The following is a 22,761-nucleotide window of genomic DNA, read 5'->3' as shown; positions in this document are numbered from 1 at the left end:
AAGTCAATGAAGCCAAAGCACAAGCGGATGCTGCAGTTAAAGGGTTACCGGATAGTGAAGCCGAAAAAGCAGGATTACAAAATCGTGTAGATGGAATCAATCCAGTGAACCTCCCTACGGTGAATGATGTTAACAATGATGGCAAATTAGATGCTCGGCAATTATCTGAGGCAAACTTCTATGTAGGGCTAGCTGAAGGAGTAAGAGGTAAAGCAGATTCAAAATTGAAAGAAATAGATGCTCGCCCTTCGAAAGCGGTAAATCCTAAAGATGTGCAGGTTTTAGCCGCATTTAACAAGGCCTTACATGATGCTCAAATTGCAACTGACGCATTACCGGATAGTGAGCCACAAAAATCAATCTTGAAAGCACGGTTGGATAGAATTCCCCGTCTGACAATACCTGAAGTTAATGATAAGAACAGTAATGGAATTATTGATAGTCAAGAACCCGTACCTGTTGTGACTTCAATCAAAGCGGTTGATAATGTTATCGTTAATGATATGGATAAAAACAGAGAGAGCTATGAGGTGCTAAAAGCCCGTCAACTCTACAATGACAATGGTAAAACTGGTGAGCGTTCATCAGGTGGTTTAACAAATGATAAAACACCGGAATTTACTATTACCTTGGATAAACCGTTGGTTGCGAAACAACAGTTGGTGATTGTTCGTGCAAAACAATTTTTTAGAGACCAGTATATTGAAGAGACACCTATCACCACGGCAACCTTAAAAGCAGGTTCTACAACAGAATATACGTTTACCGATTCGTTACCTGATAACAAAGGAATAAATTACCGCTATGTCGCTTATGTAAGCGAAAATAATGGTAAGCGGGTTTCTGCAACAGAAACATTCATCTTGAATTTAGATACCCGTGCAACTGCTTGGGCGCTTAAGGAAGGCAACTCAACAGGAGGCTCGAAAACCCTTGTTGCCAGTAATCTTGAGGAGGGGATGAAATATGTACTCACCCCTAAAGAAGATAATAGTTTATCGTTAAAGTCTGGAACAGTCGGGATGAATGGTCAAGGTGAGCTTGTCATCCCAAATGGTGTGGTCAGTCCGGTACTTTATTTTACAGATAAAGCAGGTAACGTAGGCAAAACTAGATTGAATATCGTTAATGGTATTTGGCTTGATGTGACAACGGAGAAAGGGATTGATCCAAACACAGCCCATCTTGGTGACGGGGGCCAAGTTCAAGATATGAGTGATAATGCGATTAAAGCCACTGAGCAAGGGGATGCATTTTTGTTATTAAAAGGAGGAGAGATCGGTCCATATAATATTAACTTGGCCAGTGGTGATGATTTACTTGTTGTAAAAGCTGACATTTTACCAAATGCAAACATCGTTATGGGGAATGGGCATGACCGTATTGATTTATATTCCTCTACTAGCCCTTTAACTAGAACCAGGAGAGTGATTTATCTTGATAACCCTGATGGTACAGGGGCCGGTGATGATGAATTTTACTTCCACTTTACAGGTAAGAATATTTCCGGTACTTCAGGATTGAGACAAACGGACGTTTATCTTGGCGATGGAGATAATCTCATTCACATTAACGATCGTCTAGGTGGTTCTGCGATCACAGGTGGTTCCGGCAGAGATGCTGTCTATGTTTACGACAATATGGAGCGTCATGGTTCATATCATCAGGCTTCGATTGATACAAAAGACGGTAATGATCTTGTTGAAGTCAGGGGGGATATCTTAAATGATAGTTCCATTAAGCTTGGTTCCGGAGATGATTACCTGATGTTTGGTGGTGGAATTGGTGCCAATGCGATTGGCCAAAGAAGTAATAAGGATCATATTACTAAAGCGATCATCGAAGGTGGAGACGGCTTTGATACCCTCGTGCTGACGAATAAGCTTGGTGATTATCGTCCTAAGGAAGAGCCAAATGCTGCCGCTGTGAATAATAATGGCATACAAACCCTTGATCTAACGGATGATAAGGTTTCTATAACTGGATTTGAACGTATCAGTATTAAGGGAACCAAAGATAATGTCCTAAAACTAAGCACTTTAGATGTATTAGAGAACGCAGGTAGTGTCATCTTTGGAGGAGAAGAGCTTTGGCGAAGTATGATCATTCAAGGAAATACAGGTGATAGAGTAATATTAACCGATGCAGCTACTGTACTAGGAGCCGGTTCAACACAGCTTGATGGTGAAACTTACTATCGATACAACACAGGTGGTGCAATGCTATATGTTCATCATGAAGTCAAGGTTACTATGGAGTTTTGATGTAAGCCGTTGCATTTCAGCGAGTCCGGCAGAGTGTATGAGAAAAGGATGTCTGCCTGCCGGATTAGACTGATATCAGGGCTTTTAGAAGCACTGCTTTAAATGAACAATCATAAAAGTATGAGCGTTTCCTTTAGAGGAAACGCTCATTTTTTTGCTTTTGGTAAGTGGGTTTATAGGAATTGGAGGGAATGAGAAGCCGATGTGATGAATCGTCGATGTTTTCTAACTGCAGAAGATTAAATCTGACTTTCTACAATCAATAATTTGGGTGATTTTCCAGCAAATAATATCCCTTGTCTTTATGTATCCAAAACTATACAATTAGGGTTCCTAAAAGGAGCAATTATGTATCTTATTGAGGAAACTAATATATTTTCTAATTGGTTAGAAAATCTGACGGATGAATTAGCAATAATAAACATTGTTGCCCGTATTGAGCGAGCTAAACTAGGTAATTTCGGTGATCATAAATCCATTGGTGACGGTGTATTTGAAATGCGGATTACAAAGGGTAAGGGTTACCGACTCTATTACGCACGCAAAGGGGAAATTACTTATATCTTACTTTGTGGTGGTGATAAATCCACTCAAGATAATGATATCCAACAAGCTAAGAGAATATGGGCTGAACTTAAACAGGAGATTAAAAATGCTAATTAGTACCAGAGAATTTGATGCGGCACGTTATTTAAAAAACGAAAAAATAATGGCAGCTTATTTAGCAACAGTCCTAGAAGAAGGTTCTACAGAAGAATTTATTCAGGCACTCAATACCGTTGCGAGAGCCAAAGGTATGTCTGAATTAGCAGAAAAGACAGGCATTGGACGAGAAAGTCTTTATAAAACCTTATCAAGTGAAAAACCAAGATTTGATAGCATTATAAAAATTATCAATGCACTGGGCTTGAATGTTTCAGTTAAACCTAAAGAAGTAAATGCCTAAAATAAAGTACAGAAGATCAAATCTATGAGTTAAATGTGAAGTTCATCAATAAGCTCAGGGCGACGGTGGAGTAAATCTAAGATGTGTGGATTCCACACATCTAAGAGGGTTTTGGCCGCACCACTTGGTTTGCGTAAATCCTGTTCCCAAGAACGTAACGTATTGACAGAAATACCAAGCTTTTTGGCAAATTTAGGTTATGACAGCTGTACTGCATGACGAGTTTCTGTAATTGGTGATAGGGGGATTTTCGTCACTCGTGCATTTTTTAGATTTCCTGTTTTTATTTGTATTAAGCTTTCACGGAAATCCTCAGCATGTTCAGCCATATCGGGATCATCTGCAATGACGGCTTTAACAATGGCATCAATATTCCAATCTTTTGCTGCATCTTGGATTTTTTGAGAAATGTTATCCATTTTTTTATACCTTTTCATACACCTTACTACGATGGTTTATTTTAATCACCGTAATAATCATCTCGCCGTTTTGAATTTGTGTAATGACTCTATAATCCCCAATTCGATAACGCCAATAGCCTGTGAGATTACCGGTTAACCCTTTTCCTCTCATTGTTGGATCGTTTAATTTTGCCACTTCCTTTAAACAGGATAATATTCGAGCGGAAGTTGTTTTATCTAACTTTTTAAATTCTTTTACCGCACTTGGTAAAATTAATCTTCCAATCCAAGTTCAGCCTCCAACTCATCAAGGCTGATCAACTGTTCACCTGATTCTCTGAATTCTTTTAATGCTTTATCGGCAAGGAAAATATCTTCCATATCTTCGAGATATTTCAAAATCGCTTCTTTAGCATAAAAGGTTTTACTTCGCCCGGTTTCATCAGCAAGATGTTGTAAACGCATCTCGATATCTTCTGGTAGTCGTATTGCTAACATTATTTCCCTCCTTACAAATTGCTATACAATTATAGCCCTTTGACTGGAAAGTATTCAACCACTATGTAATATGTTTATTTAAGTCAAAAAATGGGTAGTGAAGATAAACGTTATGAAGAGAATAAAGAAAACCGCCATAGGGCGGTTTTCATCGGTTAGAGTAATTAATTTTTATAAATCTCATTATAAAGCGTGCTTTCAAATTGTACTAATGGCGCTCGTTTGGTTTTATTTTCCAATTCACCGGTGGAGTAGCCGTTGATAAATTGGACAAAGGCGATTTTTTCACCTCGTGCATTTGTCATAAACCCTGCAAGGTTATAAACCCCTTTTAGGGAGCCTGTTTTAGCGATCACATTTTTAACAAGCGGGGGCTGAATTAATCCACCCCGTCCACTGATAGTGCCATCGACACCGGCAATAGGGAAGGTTTCCATTAAATGCAGTTTATCTTCGTTTTTGGCAATGTATTCCAGCACGGAAAGCATGGTTTTTGGGGAAATTAAATTATGGCGGGAAAGCCCTGAACCATCGGCTAAAATGCTATTACCAAATTTAATGCCTTGTTTTTGTAAAACGGATTTCACAGCCAGAGTGCCGAGCTGGAAAGAAGCCGGGCGTTTATAGTGGTGGTAGGCAATGGCACGAAATAAGGAATCGGCAATTTGATTATCGGATTTTTTCATCATTTTTTTTAATAAATCCGGTAAAGGTTTGGAGAAATGTTGTACCAGTAATTGCCCCTGTTGGGGTTTTTGTGGCTGTAGAACTTTGCCGTTGAATGCTATCCCTAAGCGTTTGAGCTGGCGTTGAATAATGGCTGCGGCGTAAGCATCGGGATCTTGTACTGCAAAGCTTAAACCAAAAGGTTTGCTTTGGCGGGCAAGACAGCCTTTAACTTGATAGCGATTGTTATCATGCACCACGACATCTAATTGGCAATAGGGGGCTTCACGGCTGTCTGCCACATAAACTTGTCCGAATACTTGGATAGGAAATTGCGCAGGTACGTTGATTTTCACGGTTTCACCCGGGGCTTGATTGGCATCTAATTCGGCATAGAAACAGTTGCTATCAATATTAGCAGCGGAAGGCGGGGAGTTGAAACACATGGTTAAATCGTTCCAAATCCAGCCTAACCCCCGATCATGGCTAGAGAAAACAGAGGTATCTAAGATCAAATCGCCATTGATTTTATTGATCCCTTGTTTTTTTAATTCAGCAAGGAGGCTATAAAGTTGCCCACTGGTGAGATCCGGATCGCCGGTAAAACGGGCAATTAAATTGCCGGTTAAAGCCCCGTTTTCAACCTGACCATTGGTTAAAAGGGCCGTTTCAAATTTGAATTCATCGCCAAGCACTAATTTGGCTGCAACAGCCGTTAACACTTTTTGAGTGCTTGCCGGCAGCATAAAGGTTGAGCCGTTATAGTCGGCAATGAGGCTATTCTGATTGAGATTTTTGGCAATAATCCCAGCACTTGCGCCTTCCGGTAAATAGTTTGTGATGGGTTCCACATTGATTTCTGCCAAAGCCGGCATGGAAAGGCCTAGAGAGAGAAAGATTGTGCGAAGTGCGGTTGGAATGAATGATAATTTTGTCATAGGTGGTTTGTTATAGTTGCTATTTTTTTTTAGACAAACAATAATAGCCACCGAATGAATGAGAGTAAACCAGATTTTCTCTTTCTCTACTGATTTTTACTTATACTACGACAAAATTTTTTAATTTTGCCGTGGTTTTCTTTTTACTCAATTTTAAGGATACAGTCTATGAAACAAATCCCGATGACGGTTCGTGGTGCAGAGCTGTTAAGAGAAGAATTAGATTTTTTAAAGAATGTACGTCGCCCGGAAATTATTAAAGCTATTGCAGAAGCTCGTGAACATGGCGATTTGAAAGAAAATGCGGAATATCATGCAGCCCGTGAACAGCAAGGCTTTTGTGAGGGGCGAATTCAAGAAATTGAGGGGAAATTAGCCAATTCACAAATTATCGATGTGACGAAAATGCCGAATAAAGGCAAGATCATTTTCGGTGCAACGGTGGTGTTGGTGAATGTGGATACCGATGAAGAAGTGACTTACCAAATTGTGGGGGATGATGAGGCGGATATTAAATCCGGTTTGATTTCCGTGAACTCACCTATTGCTCGGGGGTTAATTGGTAAAGAATTAGATGATACGGTCAATATTGTCACCCCGGGCGGCAATGTTGAGTTTGAAATTATTGAAGTGAATTACGTTTAACCTCAAATAAAAAAGTGCGGCAGAAATGACCGCACTTTGTGGTATTGAGGATATTATGGGGCAGTTGTACAACGTTATTTTTGTTGGGGTGTAGGGACATACTGCGTGTGTCCGAATTTTAACCTATTGAAGTCATTTGATTTTTACAACGGACACACGCAGTGTGTCCCTACGTTTTGTTAAAACATCCGATTTTATGCATTTGCGATAAATATCGGATATTGATTGTGTCGAAATCTTATTTGCGAGGAAGCTGAATTTTGGCTTCTTCACTTGGGCGATAAAGCACCAAAATATGACCGATTGTTTGTACATTTGAGGCCTTGGTTTCACGGACAATAGCATTAATAATTAATTGCTTGGTTTCACGATCCGCCCCGGCAATTTTCACTTTAATAAGTTCATGGTGGTCAAGGGCATTTTCGATTTCGGCCAGCACTCCTTCGGTTAAACCGTTGCCACCAAGCATCACAACAGGATTGAGATGGTGGGCAAGGGCTTTTAAAAATTGTTTTTGTTTGGTGGATAAGGTTGTCATAAGAAATCCTAGAAATGAATAAAAATAATCAAAAGAGCGGTCAGAAAAACAGGAATTTTCTGCGTTTTTAAGCTCATCAAGTCTTGAATTCGGCAGATTGTACCCAAATATAGGCGAAACTACTACAAAAAATCGCACAAAAGACAGAGATTATGGGAAAGAAAAAACGTTCGGCGAGTTCTTCTCGTTGGTTAAACGAACATTTTAAAGATCCATTTGTACAGAAAGCGCATAAGCAAAAATTACGCTCTCGTGCTTATTTCAAAATTGATGAAATTCAGCAAACGGATAAATTATTCAAACCGGGTATGACCGTGGTGGACCTTGGTGCAGCCCCGGGCGGTTGGTCGCAATATGTGGTGAGCCAAATTGGTGATAAAGGCCGAGTGATTGCCTGTGATATTTTGGAAATGGATCCGATTGTGGGGGTGGATTTCTTACAAGGTGATTTCCGAGAAGAGCAGGTGCTTAATGCGTTGCTTGAACGTGTTGGAGAAGCAAAAGTTGATGTGGTGATGTCGGATATGGCGCCTAATTTTAGCGGTATGCCTTCGGTGGATATTCCCCGTGCGATGTATTTGGTAGAACTAGCATTAGATATGTGCAAACAAGTGTTGGCAATGAAAGGCAGTTTTGTGGTGAAGGTATTCCAAGGGGAAGGATTTGATGACTATCTAAAGGAGATTCGCACTCTTTTTAGTGGGGTGAAAGTCCGTAAACCGGAGGCATCACGAGGGCGTTCCCGTGAAGTTTATATTGTCGCAACGGGCTATAAAGGCGAATCACTTTAATCGCTTTTCATCGTTTGTGATATATAGTATCTTGTGTCGAATTTATTAACTTAGGAAAGGCAGGTTAGACTTTGAACGATATGGTCAAAAATTTGGTACTCTGGATTGTGGTTGCGGTGGTCATGATGACCGCTTACCAGAGTTTTAATTCTTCTTCGGCGGACAATGCGACCGATTATACGACCTTTGTTTACGATGTGAGCAATGGTCAGGTAAAAGAGGCACGTTTTGATACCAACGAGATTACCGTAACAAAAAATGACGGTTCAAAATATATTACCGTTATGCCACCGTTGGAAGATAAGAAATTACTTGATGATTTATTGAGTAAAAAAGTGAAAGTGGAAGGTACGCCATTTGAAAAACGCAGTATTCTTTCACAACTTTTGATTTCTTCCTTCCCAATGTTGTTCTTAATCGGGATATGGATTTATTTTATGCGCCAAATGCAAGGCGGTGGCGGTAAAGCCATGAGCTTTGGTAAAAGTCGGGCGAAAATGCTTAATCAGGATCAAATCAAAGTTACTTTTGCTGATGTAGCAGGCTGTGATGAAGCGAAAGAGGAAGTCGGCGAAGTGGTGGATTTCTTGCGTGATCCGGCTAAGTTCCAAAATCTAGGGGGTAAAATTCCAAAAGGGATTTTGATGGTTGGCCCTCCGGGTACCGGTAAAACCTTATTGGCAAAAGCCATTGCCGGGGAAGCCAAAGTACCGTTTTTTACCATTTCCGGTTCTGACTTTGTTGAAATGTTTGTAGGTGTGGGGGCATCGCGTGTTCGTGATATGTTTGAACAAGCGAAGAAAAATGCACCTTGTTTGATTTTCATTGATGAAATTGATGCGGTTGGTCGCCAACGTGGAGCCGGTTTAGGCGGCGGTCATGATGAGCGTGAGCAAACCTTAAACCAAATGTTAGTTGAAATGGACGGATTTGGTGGCAATGACGGGGTCATTGTGATTGCGGCGACAAACCGCCCGGATGTGTTAGACCCTGCATTAACCCGTCCGGGACGTTTCGACCGTCAAGTGGTGGTAGGGCTGCCGGATGTTAAAGGCCGTGAGCAAATTTTACAAGTGCATATGCGTAAAGTGCCACTAGCCGATGATGTGGATGCCATGACCTTAGCTCGTGGTACACCGGGTTACTCAGGTGCGGATTTGGCTAATCTTGTCAATGAGGCGGCATTATTTGCGGCACGCAGTAATAAACGTACGGTGTCTATGCTTGAATTTGAAAAAGCAAAAGACAAAATCAATATGGGGCCGGAACGCCGTACCATGATTATGACGGAGAAACAAAAAGAATCCACCGCTTATCATGAGGCAGGCCATGCTATTGTGGGTTATTTAGTGCCTGAACATGATCCCGTTCATAAAGTGACGATTATTCCTCGTGGTCGTGCCTTGGGGGTAACCTTCTTCTTACCGGAAGGTGATCAGGTCAGTATTAGCCAAAAACAATTAGAAAGTAAACTTTCCACCCTTTATGCAGGGCGTTTAGCGGAAGATTTAATTTACGGTGAGGAAAATATTTCCACCGGTGCTTCTAATGATATTAAAGTGGCGACCAATATTGCCCGTAATATGGTAACCCAATGGGGCTTTTCCGATAAACTTGGGCCAATTCTTTATTCTGAAGATGAAGGCGAGGTGTTCCTTGGTCGTTCAATGGCGAAAGCAAAACATATGTCCGATGAAACTGCCCATGTGATTGATGAAGAAGTGCGTGCCATTGTTAGCCGTAACTATGAGCGAGCAAGACAAATTCTTATCGACAATATGGATATTTTACACGCCATGAAAGATGCGTTAGTAAAATATGAAACCATTGAAGAAACACAAATTAAGCAGTTAATGAATCGTGAACCGGTTACCCCGCCTTCCGGTTGGGAAGAACCTAAAACCGCACAGGCTGCTTATTCCAATGTGTCTTCAGACAGTACAGCAGAAACTGAGGATAACAAACCAGAAGATGCTGAATAATCTATTAAAGCCTTCCTATTGGGAAGGCTTTATTTTTGTTCGGTGATTTTTTTCTTCACCGTATTCCGCTATAATTTCCCACCTCAAATTCACCCTAAAAATTGACCGCACTTTTATGAAACTTTATGCCAATAATAAATCCCTTGATTTATCACGCCCTCAGATTATGGGGATTTTAAATTTCACGCCGGATTCTTTTTCGGATAGCGGAAAATTTTTTAGTTTGGATAAGGCATTGTTTCAAGTGGAAAAAATGCTCAATGAAGGGGCAAGTATTATTGATATCGGTGGGGAATCCACTCGGCCAATGGCAGAGGATGTGTCCGAGCAAGAAGAGCTTCATCGTGTTGTGCCTCTAGTGGAAGCTGTTCGTCAGCGTTTTGATTGTTGGATTTCGGTGGATACCTCTAAAGCAATCGTGATGCAAGAGGCGGCCAAAGTGGGCATGGATTTGATTAACGACATTCGTGCTTTACAAGCGCCAAATGCTTTACAAGTGGCTGTCGCGTTGGATTTGCCAGTTTGTATTATGCATATGCAGGGCCAACCCAAAACGATGCAAGCTAATCCTCAATATCAAGATGTGGTGCAAGAGGTGCTGACTTTTTTACGCCAGCGTTCAGAACAGTGCATGCAGGCAGGCATAAAAAAAGAACAGTTAATTTGGGATATGGGATTCGGATTTGGGAAAACCGTTCAACATAATTATCAATTGTTACAACAGCTTGGCGTATTTTGTGATGAAGGTTATCCGGTATTGGTGGGCCTATCACGCAAATCAATGATTGGTGCGGTGTTGGATAAAGGCGTTGAAGAAAGAATGGTTGGCAGTGTTGCCGGGGCATTAATTGCGGCGCAGAATGGGGCAAAAATTTTACGGGTGCATGATGTGGCTGCCACAGCCGATGCACTCAAAATTTGGCAGGCGACAGAAAACGCCTAGTTTTTAACGCCTAGTTTTTAGAAAAATGAAATAAAGGAATTGATTATGGCAGAGCGTAAATATTTTGGTACGGATGGTGTGCGTGGTAAAGTCGGCACTTACCCGATTACCCCTGATTTCGCTTTAAAATTAGGTTGGGCGGCAGGTAAAGTGTTGGCTTCACAAGGTTCGAAAACCGTTTTGATTGGTAAAGATACCCGTATTTCAGGCTATATGTTGGAATCGGCATTAGAGGCAGGACTTGCTGCTGCGGGGCTTTCAGCCGCTTTTACCGGCCCAATGCCAACACCGGCGATTGCTTATTTAACCCGAACTTTCCGTGCAGAAGCGGGCATTGTGATTTCCGCCTCTCATAATCCTTATTATGATAACGGTATTAAATTTTTCTCAGCCCAAGGTACAAAACTACCCGATGAAATTGAAGAAGCCATTGAAGCGATGCTTGAACAGCCAATGGATTGTGTTGAATCTGCAGAATTAGGAAAAGCCAGCCGCATTAATGATGCCGCCGGACGCTATATTGAATTCTGTAAAGGGACATTCCCGGCACATTTGGGCTTAGAGGGCTATAAAATTGTGGTGGATTGTGCCAATGGGGCGACTTATCACATTGCACCAAATGTCTTGCGTGAATTGGGTGCAGAAGTCATTGAAATCGGTACAGAGCCAAATGGTGTGAATATCAATGAAAAATGTGGGGCAACCGATGTACGGGCATTACAAGAAAAAGTGTTGGAAGTGAAAGCCGATGTGGGCTTAGCTTATGATGGTGATGGCGATCGTATAATGATGGTGGATCATCTCGGTCATAAAATTGATGGCGACCAAATCCTCTTTATTATTGCCCGTGAAGCCTTGCGTGCCGGACAGTTAAAAGGGGGGGTAGTGGGAACCTTGATGAGTAATATGAGCCTTGAAATTGCCTTAAAAATGCTGGGTGTTTCTTTTGTTCGTGCGAATGTGGGCGATCGTTATGTGCTTGAGAAAATGCTTGAAAACGATTGGACACTTGGCGGAGAAAATTCCGGCCATATTATTATTTCCGATAAAAATACCACGGGAGATGGGATTGTGGCTTCTCTTGCGGTGTTAGCCGCAATGGTTCAGCATAAACTTTCTCTTAACGAATTGGCAAGTGCAGTGAAATTATTCCCTCAGGTATTAATTAATGTACGTTTTGCCGGTGGGAAAAATCCATTAGAGAGTGAGGCGGTGAAAGCGGTGGCTGCAGAAGTTGAAAAACGTTTGGAAGGAAAAGGCAGAATTCTATTGCGTAAATCCGGTACAGAGCCTTTAATTCGCGTTATGGTTGAATGCCAAGATGGCGAGCTTGCTCAGCAATGTGCAGAAGAAATTGCTGAAGCAGTAAAAGCAAATTAATTGATTTTGACCGCTCTTTTAAAAGAGCGGTCAGTTTTTATTTTAAATTTAGGAAAGCAAAATGAACATTTTTGTTATGCGTCACGGTGAAGCGGAAGTGATGGCAAAAACGGATCAAGATCGCCATTTAACACAATACGGTCAAAAGCAGGCTTTTGTTCAGGGGGAATGGTTAAAAAATTATCTTAATTCAACCGCACTTTCCTTTGACTATATTCTTGTCAGCCCCTACCTGCGGGCTTTAGAAACCTTTGAGCAAGTTAATCAATCCTTTGAGGGAGGATTGTCGGCTCATATGGAAATTTGGGAGGGGATAACCCCTTATGGTTCGGCAGAATTGGTGGTGGATTATCTATCCGTTCTCGAAAAGCAAGGGGTAGAAACGGTTCTGATGATTTCTCATTTGCCCTTAGTGGGGGAAATTGTGGCAGAGCTTTATGGCAAACGAAACCCGGTGGGTTTTTATCCCGCAACCCTTGTGCAAATGGATTGGAATGAGGGAAAAGGGCGAATTGTTACTCATCAGTATCCACCGGAAATGCTTTAAAGTGGCTAAAAAAGCATCGTTTTTAATAGGGTTATTTCTTTACAAAAAATAAATTTAAAAATGGGAACTTTTAAAAAAGTATTGATATTTCATTGTGTTACTGATTTGTTTGTTTATTTAGTAATCAATTTTATGTGAGGGAAATGTAAAGTTTCGCTTGGGCTATTTTATTTTGCATTTTTTTGCGTAAACTACGCCGCATAAACTCAATGTGTTTTCCCATTTATTTAACCCAATAGGAGATTAAAAATGAAAAAATCAGCACTAGCAGCATTAGTACTTGGCGCAAGTTTAGCGGTAACCGGCTGTTTCGATAAACAAGAAGCAACACAAAAAGTAGAAGTAGCGAAAGAGGCTGCCACTAACGCAGCGACTGAAGTGAAAGATGCAGCGGTGAATGCCGCATCCGATGTTAAAGATTCGGCAAAACAAGCGGTTGCAGATGTAAAAGATGCAGCAGCCAATGCAATGGATTCTGCTAAATCCGCTGCTGAAGAAGCTAAAAATGCCGCAATGGACAAAGTGGCTGAAATGAAAGATGCAGCTGTGGCGAAAGTGGAAGAAACTAAAGAAGCGACAGTCGCTAAAATGGAAGAGATGACAAATAAAGCATCAGAAAAAGCAACTGAAATGAAAGATGCCGCTGTGGCGAAAGTGGAAGAAGCAAAAGATGCAGCCGTCAGCAAAATGGAAGAGATGACAAATAAAGCATCAGAAAAAGCCGCTGAAATGAAAGATGCGGCAGCAGCAAAAATGGACGAAGCCAAAGATGCGGTGTCTTCAATGAAAGAGGCAGCAACTGAAAAAGCAACAGAAGCTGCCGATGCGGTGAAAGACGCAACCAAATAAGTTTATTACATACAAAATCCCTACCATCTGGTGGGGATTTTCTTTTTGGAGGAAAAGTAATGTTGTGTGCGATTTATCGAAGCCGAAAAAAACCGGGAAGTTATCTTTATATTCAAAAACGTGATGATTTTTCTGCCGTTCCCTCGGCATTATTGGAACATTTTGGTAAGCCGGAATTGGTGATGATGTTTAATTTAGCGGGGAATAAACCGCTCCGACAGGCGGACAAAGAAGAAGTACAAGAAAAAATTCGTTCACAAGGTTTTTATTTGCAAATGCCGGAGCAAGATGATGGCTTATTTAATAGTTTGAGTGAGATCAAATAATCGTTAAATTTTGTTAGAATATTCATGAGTTTTGCTTTAACTCAACGTTTTATCCTAAAAATACTTTTAAAATTGACCGCACTTTTGGGCGTTATTTTCCGCCTAAACCCCAATTAAAGGAGAACAAATGAACAGCTTTTTTATTACAGGAACCGACACCAACGTGGGGAAAACCACCGCCTGTCGGGCGATTATTCAAGCCTTACAAGATAAAGAGATTAATATTGTGGGTTTTAAACCCATTGCTTGCAGTGCAGAAGAAACCCATTACGTTAGCGGACGAAATCCTGTTTCTGATTATGAGAATAAAGAAAACAGTGATGTGCTAATACTCATGGATTCCACTGAACAAAATGTGACTTATGAAGAAATAAACAGTTACACTTTTAACCATAGTTTACCTATGCTGGTGGAAGAAAAAGCCCGCATTAAATTGGATAAAATTAATCAAATGCTGGATAAGCTTTGCCATAAATATCAAGCTGTTGCGGTGGAGGGAGCATTTGGTTTATTAACACCAATGACAGAGGGCAAGGGATTTGCCGATTGGGTAAAAGAGCGAAAAATGCCAATTATTCTTGTGGTGGGGATTAAAGATGGGTGCATTAGCCATGCCTTATTAACGGTTCAGGCTATTCGTAGCCTAGGTGTTCCGCTATTAGGTTGGGTAGCAAATCGGGTAAACCCATTGCTAAGCCATTATGCTGAGATTATTGAGTTTCTAGAAAAAAATATTGATGCACCGCTCCTTGGGAAAATTCCTTATATTCATAAACCGGAAAGCCAAGAGTTGGGGCAGTATCTCACCAATATTGATCATCTGCTTTCTCTTTATACAGAACAGACGAAATAGAGCAAAGTGCGGTCAATTTTGACCGCTTTTTTGTTATTTATCCTGTTCCTTTTTTAAAATATCCTCTTCTTCTAAGCTATGTAAACGGGCAATGGCATTGCGGTAGGAGATTTCAAGGGTTTCACGACTGGTTGCCATTACCCCTTGATCCACTAAAAATCCATCATTCACATCATACACCCAACCGTGTAGAGAGAGCTTTTGTCCTCGTTCCCAAGCACTTTTTACAATCGAAGAACGACCCAGGTTATAGACTTGTTCGGCAACATTGATTTTAGTGAGCATATCAGCCCGTTTTTCCGGCGAAAGTTTACCGAGCATATGCCCGTGTTTAAACCAAATATCCCGAATATGGAGCAGCCAATTATTAATTAATCCCAGATCTTGATCGGCCATCGCAGCTTTTATGCCCCCACAATTGGTATGGCCACAGATGATAATATGCTCAATATGGAGTACATCAACCGCATATTGCACAACAGAAAGGCAATTCAGATCGGTGTGAATGACTTGATTGGCAACATTACGGTGAACAAATAATTCACCCGGTTCTAAATTCGTGAGTTTTTCTGCCGGCACACGGCTATCAGAGCAACCAATCCAGAGATAGTGCGGGGTTTGGTGATCCGCCAGTTCTTTGAAATAGGTCGAGTTTTCCTCTTTCATTCGCTGCGCCCAACTGGCGTTATTGGCAAAAAGTTGTTCAATTTTGTTCATATCACTTTCCTAAAGATAAAAAATTTGACCGCACAGAAAAGTGCGGTCAATTTTCAAACGTTTTTAATTAGAAGTTCGCATTTCTTGGTGAACGTGGGAATGGAATGACATCACGGATATTTTGCACACCGGTCACATAGACAATTAAACGCTCAAAACCAAGACCGAAGCCGGAATGTGGCACTGTACCGTATTTACGAAGATCACGATACCACCAATAATCTTCAGGGTTTAATCCCATTTCTTCCATACGCTTATCCAACACCTCTAAACGTTCTTCACGTTGCGAACCACCAATAATTTCACCAATTCCCGGGGCAAGAACATCCATGGCAGCAACGGTTTTGCCATCATCATTTAAGCGCATATAAAAGGCTTTAATGTCTTTTGGATAGTTTTTTACCACAACCGGTGATTTGAAATATTCTTCTGCTAAATAACGCTCATGTTCAGAAGACAAATCAATTCCCCAAGATACCGGGAATTCAAATTTCTTACCGGATTTTAATAACACCTCAATGGCATCAGTGTAATCAATTTGAGCAAAATCGGAATTGACGAAGTTTTCCAAACGGCTAATCACGTCTTTATCCACATGTTTTTCAAAGAAAGCGAGATCATCTTTGCGTTCGGATAACACGGCACGGAAGACATATTTCAACATATCTTCGGCAAGTTTGGCATTATCTGCCAAGGTGGCAAAGGCTACTTCCGGTTCGACCATCCAAAATTCGGCAAGATGGCGGGTTGTATTGGAGTTTTCAGCACGGAAAGTCGGGCCAAAGGTATAAATTTTACTTAATGCACAAGCATAGGTTTCACCGTTTAACTGACCGGAAACCGTTAAAAACGACTCTTTACCAAAGAAATCTTGGCTAAAGTCCACCGCCCCTTTTTCATCGCGAGGAAGATTTTCGAGATCCAATGTAGAAACACGGAACATTTCTCCTGCTCCTTCGGTATCGGAAGCGGTGATGAGTGGGGTCGCCACCCAATAGAAACCTTGTTCATGGAAAAAACGATGAATAGCTTGTGCTAAACAATGGCGAACTCGGGCAACTGCACCGATAATATTGGTACGAGGACGTAAATGAGCCACTTCCCGTAAGTATTCAATAGAATGACGCTTGGCCGCCATTGGGTAGGTGTCCGGATCTTCGACAAAGCCGGTTACTTCAACTTTTTCTGCTTGTAATTCAACCGCTTGACCCTCAGCCGGTGAGGCAACAACTTTACCCGTTACAATCACAGAACAGCCTGTGGTGAGGCGTAATACTTCTGTTTCGTAATTTTCAATATCGTTATTAATAATCGCTTGAATGGGATCAAAACAAGAGCCGTCATATACGGCTAAGAAAGATAAACCCGCCTTGGAGTCACGACGGGTACGCACCCAGCCCCGCACTGTCACAGTTTCGCCAAGGGCGATTTTTCCTTGTAATACATCAACAACGGATGCAATTTTAGACATATAAACCTCTCGCTATAAAAATGGGATAAAAAAGTGCGGTTAGTTTACCTTAAATCACAAAATTTGCCCATATTTAATCTGATCTTCTACAAATTATCACAACGCTGGTGTTACCACATAAAAATTTGCACCTTAAAGGGGAAACCGTTTAAGGTGCAAATTTATCAAAACATTCTTCGGCGTTTAGCGAAATTAGGATTTCCAAACCACATGAAATTCACGCTCTTCCTCACGGTGAGAGATAAGGAATTTGGCAAAGATATCATCCATTTCATCGTTCTCATTAACCAAACCAATCCACACTTCGGCAAAGGCATCGGGATCGATTAACACGCCAATTTCTTCTTCCCAATTTTCTGCGGTTTCCACAAATTCCACCGCACCACGTTCTTCAAATTGAAGATTAAATAACAGAACATCCGCCGGGTCTAAATTTTCCCCGGCCATTTCTAAGAAAATATCGTAGGCAATATCAATTGCGCTATCAGGATCAAGTTTTTGAAATTCAGTTGTCATCATTTTACCTCTTGTTCATGGAATGAGCGGTATGATACTGAAATAAAAAGTGCGGTCAAATTCCTTCGTGTTTTGACTGGACTTCGACCCGTTTACCAATATCTCTTAAATTGGAAAATTGCTCCATTAGCCTTGGGGCATCATCAAGGCTCATTGCAAAGGTCCAAAGATAAGTCATCACCGCATAAATATGCCCAGCTTGCACACCTTCTGTCATGGCTAAATGAACGACAGTGACACCAAATAAAATCGCTGCAGCTACACCAATCCATAAATAGCCTGCTGCCTCACGATTTGACAAACGAATGCGTAATGTGGCGAGCCAATCATAGTGTTTATTTAAATGATAATGACTTTTTTGTTCAATGAGATTGACCTCTTTTTCCAAACGATCATTCAGTTTTAAATAGAGCAAATCGTTGGTTTTGGCATATTTCGGCAACATCAATCCAAAGAATATCAAAATAAAACAGGCGGTTACCCCAGACCAAAACTCCAACCACAATAGCATGATCGCTGCACCGATAATGGAAAAGCCTGACATAATGAGCGTAGGTAAATGCTGTTCAAAGAAATCCACGAATTGGCGTGAAAGAGCCACACGCGCAGCAATCGCTGATTTGTCGAATCCTTTCTCTCGTTGGTTTAATATTACCGGAACGGCAAGCTCTGCATAAATACGGGCAAAAGCACGCGTATCAACCGCACGCCGTGCAGCCCCAATTCCCCAAATGATGAGTACAACGAATGAATAGGTAAGTGATAACGTCACATTACCATTCATCATCGCATTGACCGCAAAACTCCCAAAAAGGGGATAAGTGATAAAAAGCACATTCTCTAAAGCAACAAACCCAAAGGTAAAAAAGAGCCGTTTTTTATTATTCTTCGCAATAGATTTAATATTTTCGAAGGCATTGGAATGAATTGGGGTCATTTATATTGTCCTTTACAAAGTCTTAAATTTTACTAATTTGGAAAATTTTAGTCTTATAATTTACTTAAATCAAGTAAATTTTAGGACTATATTCCCCCTGAATGTGTTAGAATGATGAAAATTTAAGGAAAAGGGGAAAGACAATGAATAATTTTGATAGGTTAGGTAAACAGGTTTCAGAAATGGATGATTTGCTTGATCGTTGGGTCAAGAAATTAGGGATAAATTATCATCATTTTGCCGTACTTTATAGTTTATCCAACGCTGAAAACGGACAATGTACACAAAAACAAATTTGTGAAGAATGGTATGCGCCAAAACAAACCGTATTTAATATTTGTAAAGAATATCGTGAAAAGGGCTGGATTGAATTTTTTGAAAGCCAAAATGATAAACGTGAAAAAATTATGAAATTAACCGAAGCCGGCAAACAACAAGCCGAACCCATTTATCTGGCAACGATAACTCTGTTTGAAGGCATTTTTAACCGATTTAACGAACAAAAAACAGCGCAATTATTTACATTAATCGACGAATTTAACCAAATTTGGCGGACGGAAATTGAAAAGTGAGAAAAGTGCGGCTGAATTTGACCGCACTTTGATCTGCTATTCAAAAGTGGGATTGGTTAGTTAACAACTTATAAGATAAGCTCAAATCTATGTTTGAATTAAGCGTCTGTCAGGTTAGTAAAATCTTCCGGAAATTAGCCGACTTGTTTCCCTGCTTTGGTAATGAGTATTTTTAGATAGTCAATATCATCGTGGCTTAACATATCAATCAGTCCCTCTCTTAACCACTCAATTACCTCATTTTCTACATCATAGCCGTATTTTTTACTGTAGGTTTTTAAAGTGGGTTCATTGTTTTTGTATTCATGTAAATACAAGCGAGTAATCAATCCCGCTTTTTTATAAGCAAGGAGATCGTCTTTACTGACATAGTGATATTCACAACAAACGCAGCTGGCATTTGATCCCAGTACAGCATCTAACTGTCTATTATAGCGAGCAAGGGTGACGACTTGTAGCTGAACCTCAGGGTAAAGTGTTTTAACACGATTAATTAATACATGATCAAATCCAAGTAATTGAATATTCGTGACTGAATTCGTTGCTCTTATTTCTTTGGCTAAAACTTCAGCAAATCGTTGATGATTGCGATGTGGTTTAGCTTCTACAACCAATCCAACATCATTTTCTACAGCCCAAAGTAAAACTTCTCTTAGTTCAGGAATTGGCGTATTCGCAAATTCTTTTCCTTTCTTGATTCCAAAATCATATTGTCGCAGTTCCTCTAAACTCATTTGCTCAACATAACCAGTACCGTTTGAAACACGTTCAATTGAAAAATCATGAATTACGACTAATTTTTCATCTTTAGTCATTAAAACATCAATCTCAATACTTTTTGTGCCTGCTTCAACTGCGGCTATGAAAGCAGGCATAGTATTTTCTGGGTACTTGTGGCTGTATCCACGATGGCTATTTGCCAATATGATTCCTTTGTTTTTAACGTTGAAATTGAAGCTCATAATTAGATCACCTTTGAGTTTAAAAATTAAATTTATTTTATCTATTGTTATAGATGAAAAGGAAGTTGTTTTTAGCTTTATACTCTATTTTATTTCATTAGTGTGATCGATATCACAAAGTTAAAAAATACATGTTTATTTCTTTAAAATTCATTTGAGTTTCATTTTTAAACTCAATATAGTTCAAGAAAAGAACATCAATTTATATTGCTGGGGTAAATTATGGCAAAGCTAGAAATTAAAAATGTCACCAAAAAATTTGGTGATTTTTATGCAGCAAAAAATATTTCCTTTGTTGCAGAGGAAGGAGAGTTTGTAACCTTACTTGGGCCAAGCGGATGTGGTAAAACTTCCCTCTTAAAACTGATTGGCGGTTTCTATCAAGCTGATGAGGGAGAGGTGTTAATTGGTGATAAAAACGTTAATTTTGTTCCGCCCGAAAAGCGTAATACCGCAATGTGTTTCCAATCTTATGCTTTATTCCCTCATCTAAATGTATCTCATAATATTTGCTATGGATTACAACAGAAAAAAGTAGAAAAGGAAGAGCAGGTTTCTCGCTTAAATGCAGCACTAAAACAAATGGATCTTGAAACCCATAAACTCAAATTACCCAATCAACTCTCCGGGGGACAACAACAGCGTGTCGCTTTAGCTCGTGCAATGGTAACACGCCCTGATGTCATTTTATTTGATGAGCCGCTTTCTAATCTTGATGCTAAATTGCGTGAAAGTGTACGCTTTGAAATTAAACAACTTTCTCGTCAACATAATTTAACAAGTATTTATGTCACTCACGATCAGGCTGAAGCTTTAGCGATGTCAGATAAAATTATCGTTTTAAATAAAGGCAGTATTGAGCAGATTGGAACACCGCAAGAGATTTACCATAAACCTAAAAATCGCTTTGTGGCTGATTTTATTGGTATTGCGAATATTTTAGAAGCTAATGTCACACCATTAGGTGATGATCGTTACCGTGTTATTTCAGCCCTTGGTGAGTTTATCGTTTATTCGGATAAAGCACCTGAAGCTGAAAAAATCTATATTTGTTTTCGCCCTGAGGATGCGGAACTTTGTGATGATAAAGCAGAAAATTGCCAGAACCAATTTACTGTTGAGGTATTGCAAACTGCTTTTATGGGAAATTTAACAGAGATCCAGGCTGCGTTAATTTATCAACCTAATCAAAAAATACGTCTTCAACTGACAAAATTTCCAAAGCTAGCAGAAGATAAACAACTTACCTTCAAGTTATCAGAAAGTGCAATTCACTTTTTGGAGGCGGTATGAATAAATTTAGACAAGATTTGCTCGCTTGGAGTTTATTAGTTCCAGGTTTGGGTAGCATTCTATTATTAATGGGATCGACTTTTTATATTGTTGTTATGCAAAGTTTTGGGCTGTATAACGTTTTTGGTGATGTACCACAATTTACTTTAGCGTATTGGCAAGCCGTACTTTCCGACAATGTATTTCAAAAAGCTTTCTTTTATTCAGTAAAAGTTTCCCTTTTAGGAGCAATACTTTCAATTATTGTTGCCTATCCTATTGCGATGTGGTTGCGTAAGCCTATTCCGGGAAAAATTGCGATTATTACTATATTGCGTGCGCCAATGTTGGTGCCGGGCTTAGTTGCTGCATTTTTATTTGTGAATATGATTTCTTACCATGGCATTCTTAACGAAACATTTGTTTATTTAGGCATTTGGGATTCACCTCGTACACTCCAAAATGACGAATTCGGTTGGGGGGTCGTTGTCCTACAAATGTGGAAAAATATTCCATTTGCATTGATTTTGATTGGTGGAGCTGTTAACTCCCTAAAATCTGATTTATTAGATGCGGCTGCAAATTTAGGTTCTAACGCTTGGCAGCGTTTCCGGTATGTTGTATTTCCATTGAGTTTAGGGGCAGTGCAAGTTTCTTTTATTTTAATTTTTATTGGTGCATTAGGTGATTTTGCCTTTTATAGTATTGCTGGTCCGCGTGAAACTTATTCATTAGCACGTTTGATGCAAATGACAGCCTATCAATTTGAAGAATGGAATCAAAGTGCCGTTATGGCTTTGGTGATTATGCTTACTTCTGCGTTCTTTACCATTTTAATTTCCGTGATTATCCGTCCGTTAAGTCATAAAAAAGGAGAGATAAAATGAGTAGTCAAAGTGTACAAACTAAGAACGGAAAGCGAATCGCTCAAATTTCGTTAGTTTTCTTCATTCTATCTAATATGATTTGGCTTGTTATTCCTTTCACAATGGCGGGATTATGGTCCTTAGTTGATCCCGAGCATCCTTGGAGTTATCCCGATATTTTTCCTCGATCACTTTCTTTTGAACGCTGGATAGATGTTTGGAATAACACAGCTTTGCCAGAAGCGATGTTTAATAGCTATACCATTGCACCAATGGTGGCATTAGTTGCCATTATTTTGGCTATTCCAACCTCTTATGCATTTGGACGAATGGAATTTCGTGGTAAAAAATTAGCTGAATTATTAACACTTATTCCGTTAGTTATTCCCGGAATGATTATCGCTTTATTTTTTAGCCAAATGTTGCTTCGCCTCAATATTAATAATCCATTTATTGGTATTGTGATTGGGCATACAGTTATGACATTGCCCTATGCTATTCGTATTTTATCTGCAGGGTTTTCTGCGGTACCACAAGATTTAATTGATGCAAGCCGAGATTTAGGAGCAAGTAAAATAACAACCTTTAAAAATGTTTATTTACCCATGTTAAAACCAAGTTTCTTGGCGGCAATAATCTTTTGTTTAGTGAAAAGTATCGAGGAATTTGCAATTTCTTTTATTGTAGGCTCACCTGATTTTATTACAGTGCCGACAATCCTTTATTCTTTTTTAGGTTATTCTTTTGTTCGTCCAAACGCAGCAATTGTATCGATTATCTTACTTGTACCCAATATTATTTTGATGATGATTATCGAAAAATTATTAAAGGGAAATTACTTATCTCAATCAACAGGCAAAGCCTAATAGTACCTTAACGTA

At 39.9% G+C, this 22,761-nt stretch carries 26 protein-coding genes; 16 read left to right on the top strand and 10 right to left on the bottom strand.

All coding sequences use genetic code 11. The annotated features are described in order from the left end of the window. The 3 genes from BKK48_RS09925 to BKK48_RS00230 form a co-directional block, all read left to right on the top strand. The coding region (locus tag BKK48_RS09925; protein ID WP_208604166.1) for a GA-like domain-containing protein at positions 1–2,264 on the top strand (2,264 nt) is incomplete at its 5' end. Positions 2,265–2,612: 348 nt separating this feature from the next. Beyond that, the gene (locus BKK48_RS00235) at positions 2,613–2,927 is read left to right on the top strand and encodes a type II toxin-antitoxin system RelE/ParE family toxin (protein ID WP_077426223.1); all 315 of its coding nucleotides are present in this window, start codon (positions 2,613–2,615) and stop codon (positions 2,925–2,927) included. Continuing rightward, positions 2,917–3,210: an addiction module antidote protein gene (locus tag BKK48_RS00230; RefSeq protein ID WP_077426222.1), complete on the top strand. Its 294-nt coding sequence runs from the start codon at positions 2,917–2,919 to the stop codon at positions 3,208–3,210. The genes BKK48_RS00235 and BKK48_RS00230 overlap by 11 nt, the downstream gene beginning before the upstream one ends. Positions 3,211–3,407: 197 nt before the next feature. Here the strand turns inward: BKK48_RS00230 and BKK48_RS09990 are convergent, their stop codons facing one another. The 4 genes from BKK48_RS09990 to dacB form a co-directional block, all read right to left on the bottom strand. Beyond that, positions 3,408–3,629, bottom strand: a complete 222-nt coding sequence (locus BKK48_RS09990; protein ID WP_208604165.1) for a hypothetical protein — start codon at positions 3,627–3,629, stop codon at positions 3,408–3,410. 4 nt (positions 3,630–3,633) lie between these two features. Further along, a complete protein-coding gene (locus BKK48_RS00220; RefSeq protein WP_077426221.1) occupies positions 3,634–3,885 on the bottom strand; it encodes a type II toxin-antitoxin system RelE family toxin in 252 nt (83 codons plus the stop codon). Beyond that, complete coding sequence (relB, locus tag BKK48_RS00215) at positions 3,885–4,109, bottom strand: type II toxin-antitoxin system RelB family antitoxin (protein ID WP_077426220.1); 225 nt, start codon at positions 4,107–4,109, stop codon at positions 3,885–3,887. Before relB ends, BKK48_RS00220 begins: the two co-directional genes overlap by 1 nt. A gap of 164 nt (positions 4,110–4,273) precedes the next feature. Continuing rightward, complete coding sequence (gene dacB, locus BKK48_RS00210) at positions 4,274–5,713, bottom strand: serine-type D-Ala-D-Ala carboxypeptidase (protein WP_077426225.1); 1,440 nt, start codon at positions 5,711–5,713, stop codon at positions 4,274–4,276. A 168-nt stretch (positions 5,714–5,881) separates the two neighbouring features. Between dacB and greA the strand changes: the two genes are divergently transcribed. Then, positions 5,882–6,358, top strand: coding sequence for a transcription elongation factor GreA (gene greA, locus BKK48_RS00205; RefSeq protein ID WP_077426219.1), 477 nt, complete (start codon positions 5,882–5,884; stop codon positions 6,356–6,358). Between the two features lie 238 nt (positions 6,359–6,596). On the opposite strand, the gene yhbY is transcribed toward greA, so the two are convergent. Continuing rightward, positions 6,597–6,896, bottom strand: coding sequence for a ribosome assembly RNA-binding protein YhbY (gene yhbY, locus BKK48_RS00200; protein ID WP_077426218.1), 300 nt, complete (start codon positions 6,894–6,896; stop codon positions 6,597–6,599). Between the two features lie 152 nt (positions 6,897–7,048). Here yhbY and rlmE point away from each other — a divergent pair, with 152 nt between their 5' ends. The 8 genes from rlmE (at position 7,049) to bioD (ending at position 14,567) form a co-directional block, all read left to right on the top strand. After that, entirely contained in the window at positions 7,049–7,687 is a 639-nt protein-coding gene (gene rlmE / locus BKK48_RS00195; protein ID WP_077426217.1) for a 23S rRNA (uridine(2552)-2'-O)-methyltransferase RlmE, read from the top strand. 80 nt (positions 7,688–7,767) lie between these two features. Continuing rightward, positions 7,768–9,669 (top strand): ATP-dependent zinc metalloprotease FtsH, encoded by a 1,902-nt coding sequence (ftsH, locus tag BKK48_RS00190; RefSeq protein WP_077426216.1) that lies wholly within the window; start codon positions 7,768–7,770, stop codon positions 9,667–9,669. A gap of 115 nt (positions 9,670–9,784) precedes the next feature. Beyond that, on the top strand, positions 9,785–10,612 hold the full coding sequence (gene folP, locus BKK48_RS00185; RefSeq protein WP_077426215.1) for a dihydropteroate synthase: 828 nt from the start codon (positions 9,785–9,787) through the stop codon (positions 10,610–10,612). A gap of 45 nt (positions 10,613–10,657) precedes the next feature. Then, positions 10,658–11,992 (top strand): phosphoglucosamine mutase, encoded by a 1,335-nt coding sequence (gene glmM / locus BKK48_RS00180; protein ID WP_077426214.1) that lies wholly within the window; start codon positions 10,658–10,660, stop codon positions 11,990–11,992. Between the two features lie 61 nt (positions 11,993–12,053). After that, positions 12,054–12,539: a phosphohistidine phosphatase SixA gene (gene sixA / locus BKK48_RS00175; protein WP_077426213.1), complete on the top strand. Its 486-nt coding sequence runs from the start codon at positions 12,054–12,056 to the stop codon at positions 12,537–12,539. A 249-nt stretch (positions 12,540–12,788) separates the two neighbouring features. Beyond that, on the top strand, positions 12,789–13,388 hold the full coding sequence (locus BKK48_RS00170) for a prolipoprotein diacylglyceryl transferase (protein ID WP_077426212.1): 600 nt from the start codon (positions 12,789–12,791) through the stop codon (positions 13,386–13,388). Between the two features lie 59 nt (positions 13,389–13,447). After that, complete coding sequence (locus BKK48_RS00165) at positions 13,448–13,714, top strand: YcgL domain-containing protein (protein ID WP_077426211.1); 267 nt, start codon at positions 13,448–13,450, stop codon at positions 13,712–13,714. A 127-nt stretch (positions 13,715–13,841) separates the two neighbouring features. Further along, the gene (bioD, locus tag BKK48_RS00160; protein ID WP_077426210.1) at positions 13,842–14,567 is read left to right on the top strand and encodes a dethiobiotin synthase; all 726 of its coding nucleotides are present in this window, start codon (positions 13,842–13,844) and stop codon (positions 14,565–14,567) included. Between the two features lie 33 nt (positions 14,568–14,600). Here bioD and can read toward each other — a convergent pair whose 3' ends face one another. From can to BKK48_RS00140, 4 genes are all read right to left on the bottom strand, one after another. Further along, entirely contained in the window at positions 14,601–15,284 is a 684-nt protein-coding gene (gene can / locus BKK48_RS00155) for a carbonate dehydratase (protein ID WP_077426209.1), read from the bottom strand. Positions 15,285–15,351: 67 nt separating this feature from the next. Continuing rightward, positions 15,352–16,755, bottom strand: a complete 1,404-nt coding sequence (asnS, locus tag BKK48_RS00150; RefSeq protein WP_077426208.1) for an asparagine--tRNA ligase — start codon at positions 16,753–16,755, stop codon at positions 15,352–15,354. A 192-nt stretch (positions 16,756–16,947) separates the two neighbouring features. Further along, a complete protein-coding gene (locus tag BKK48_RS00145) occupies positions 16,948–17,271 on the bottom strand; it encodes an HI1450 family dsDNA-mimic protein (protein ID WP_077426207.1) in 324 nt (107 codons plus the stop codon). A gap of 55 nt (positions 17,272–17,326) precedes the next feature. After that, positions 17,327–18,208 (bottom strand): ABC transporter six-transmembrane domain-containing protein, encoded by an 882-nt coding sequence (locus BKK48_RS00140; RefSeq protein ID WP_077426206.1) that lies wholly within the window; start codon positions 18,206–18,208, stop codon positions 17,327–17,329. Positions 18,209–18,351: 143 nt separating this feature from the next. Here BKK48_RS00140 and BKK48_RS00135 point away from each other — a divergent pair, with 143 nt between their 5' ends. Continuing rightward, entirely contained in the window at positions 18,352–18,780 is a 429-nt protein-coding gene (locus tag BKK48_RS00135; RefSeq protein WP_077426205.1) for a MarR family winged helix-turn-helix transcriptional regulator, read from the top strand. A 134-nt stretch (positions 18,781–18,914) separates the two neighbouring features. Here the strand turns inward: BKK48_RS00135 and BKK48_RS00130 are convergent, their stop codons facing one another. Then, entirely contained in the window at positions 18,915–19,703 is a 789-nt protein-coding gene (locus BKK48_RS00130; protein WP_244154842.1) for a glycerophosphodiester phosphodiesterase, read from the bottom strand. Between the two features lie 261 nt (positions 19,704–19,964). On the opposite strand from BKK48_RS00130, the gene BKK48_RS00125 reads away from it, so the two are divergent. From BKK48_RS00125 to BKK48_RS00115, 3 genes are read left to right on the top strand one after another with little or no spacing between them, the layout of a single operon-like run. Next, positions 19,965–21,035 carry an ABC transporter ATP-binding protein gene (locus tag BKK48_RS00125; protein ID WP_077426203.1) on the top strand — a complete coding sequence of 357 codons (1,071 nt, stop codon included), beginning with the start codon at positions 19,965–19,967 and terminating at the stop codon, positions 21,033–21,035. Further along, the gene (locus BKK48_RS00120; RefSeq protein WP_077426202.1) at positions 21,032–21,901 is read left to right on the top strand and encodes an ABC transporter permease; all 870 of its coding nucleotides are present in this window, start codon (positions 21,032–21,034) and stop codon (positions 21,899–21,901) included. Before BKK48_RS00125 ends, BKK48_RS00120 begins: the two co-directional genes overlap by 4 nt. Further along, the gene (locus BKK48_RS00115; protein ID WP_077426201.1) at positions 21,898–22,746 is read left to right on the top strand and encodes an ABC transporter permease; all 849 of its coding nucleotides are present in this window, start codon (positions 21,898–21,900) and stop codon (positions 22,744–22,746) included. The genes BKK48_RS00120 and BKK48_RS00115 overlap by 4 nt, the downstream gene beginning before the upstream one ends. Positions 22,747–22,761: the final 15 nt, after the last annotated feature.

It is taken from the genome of Rodentibacter heidelbergensis, from assembly GCF_002000125.1.
GTDB classification, from domain to species: domain Bacteria; phylum Pseudomonadota; class Gammaproteobacteria; order Enterobacterales; family Pasteurellaceae; genus Rodentibacter; species Rodentibacter heidelbergensis.
This window is presented reverse-complemented; position numbering and strand designations above follow the sequence as displayed.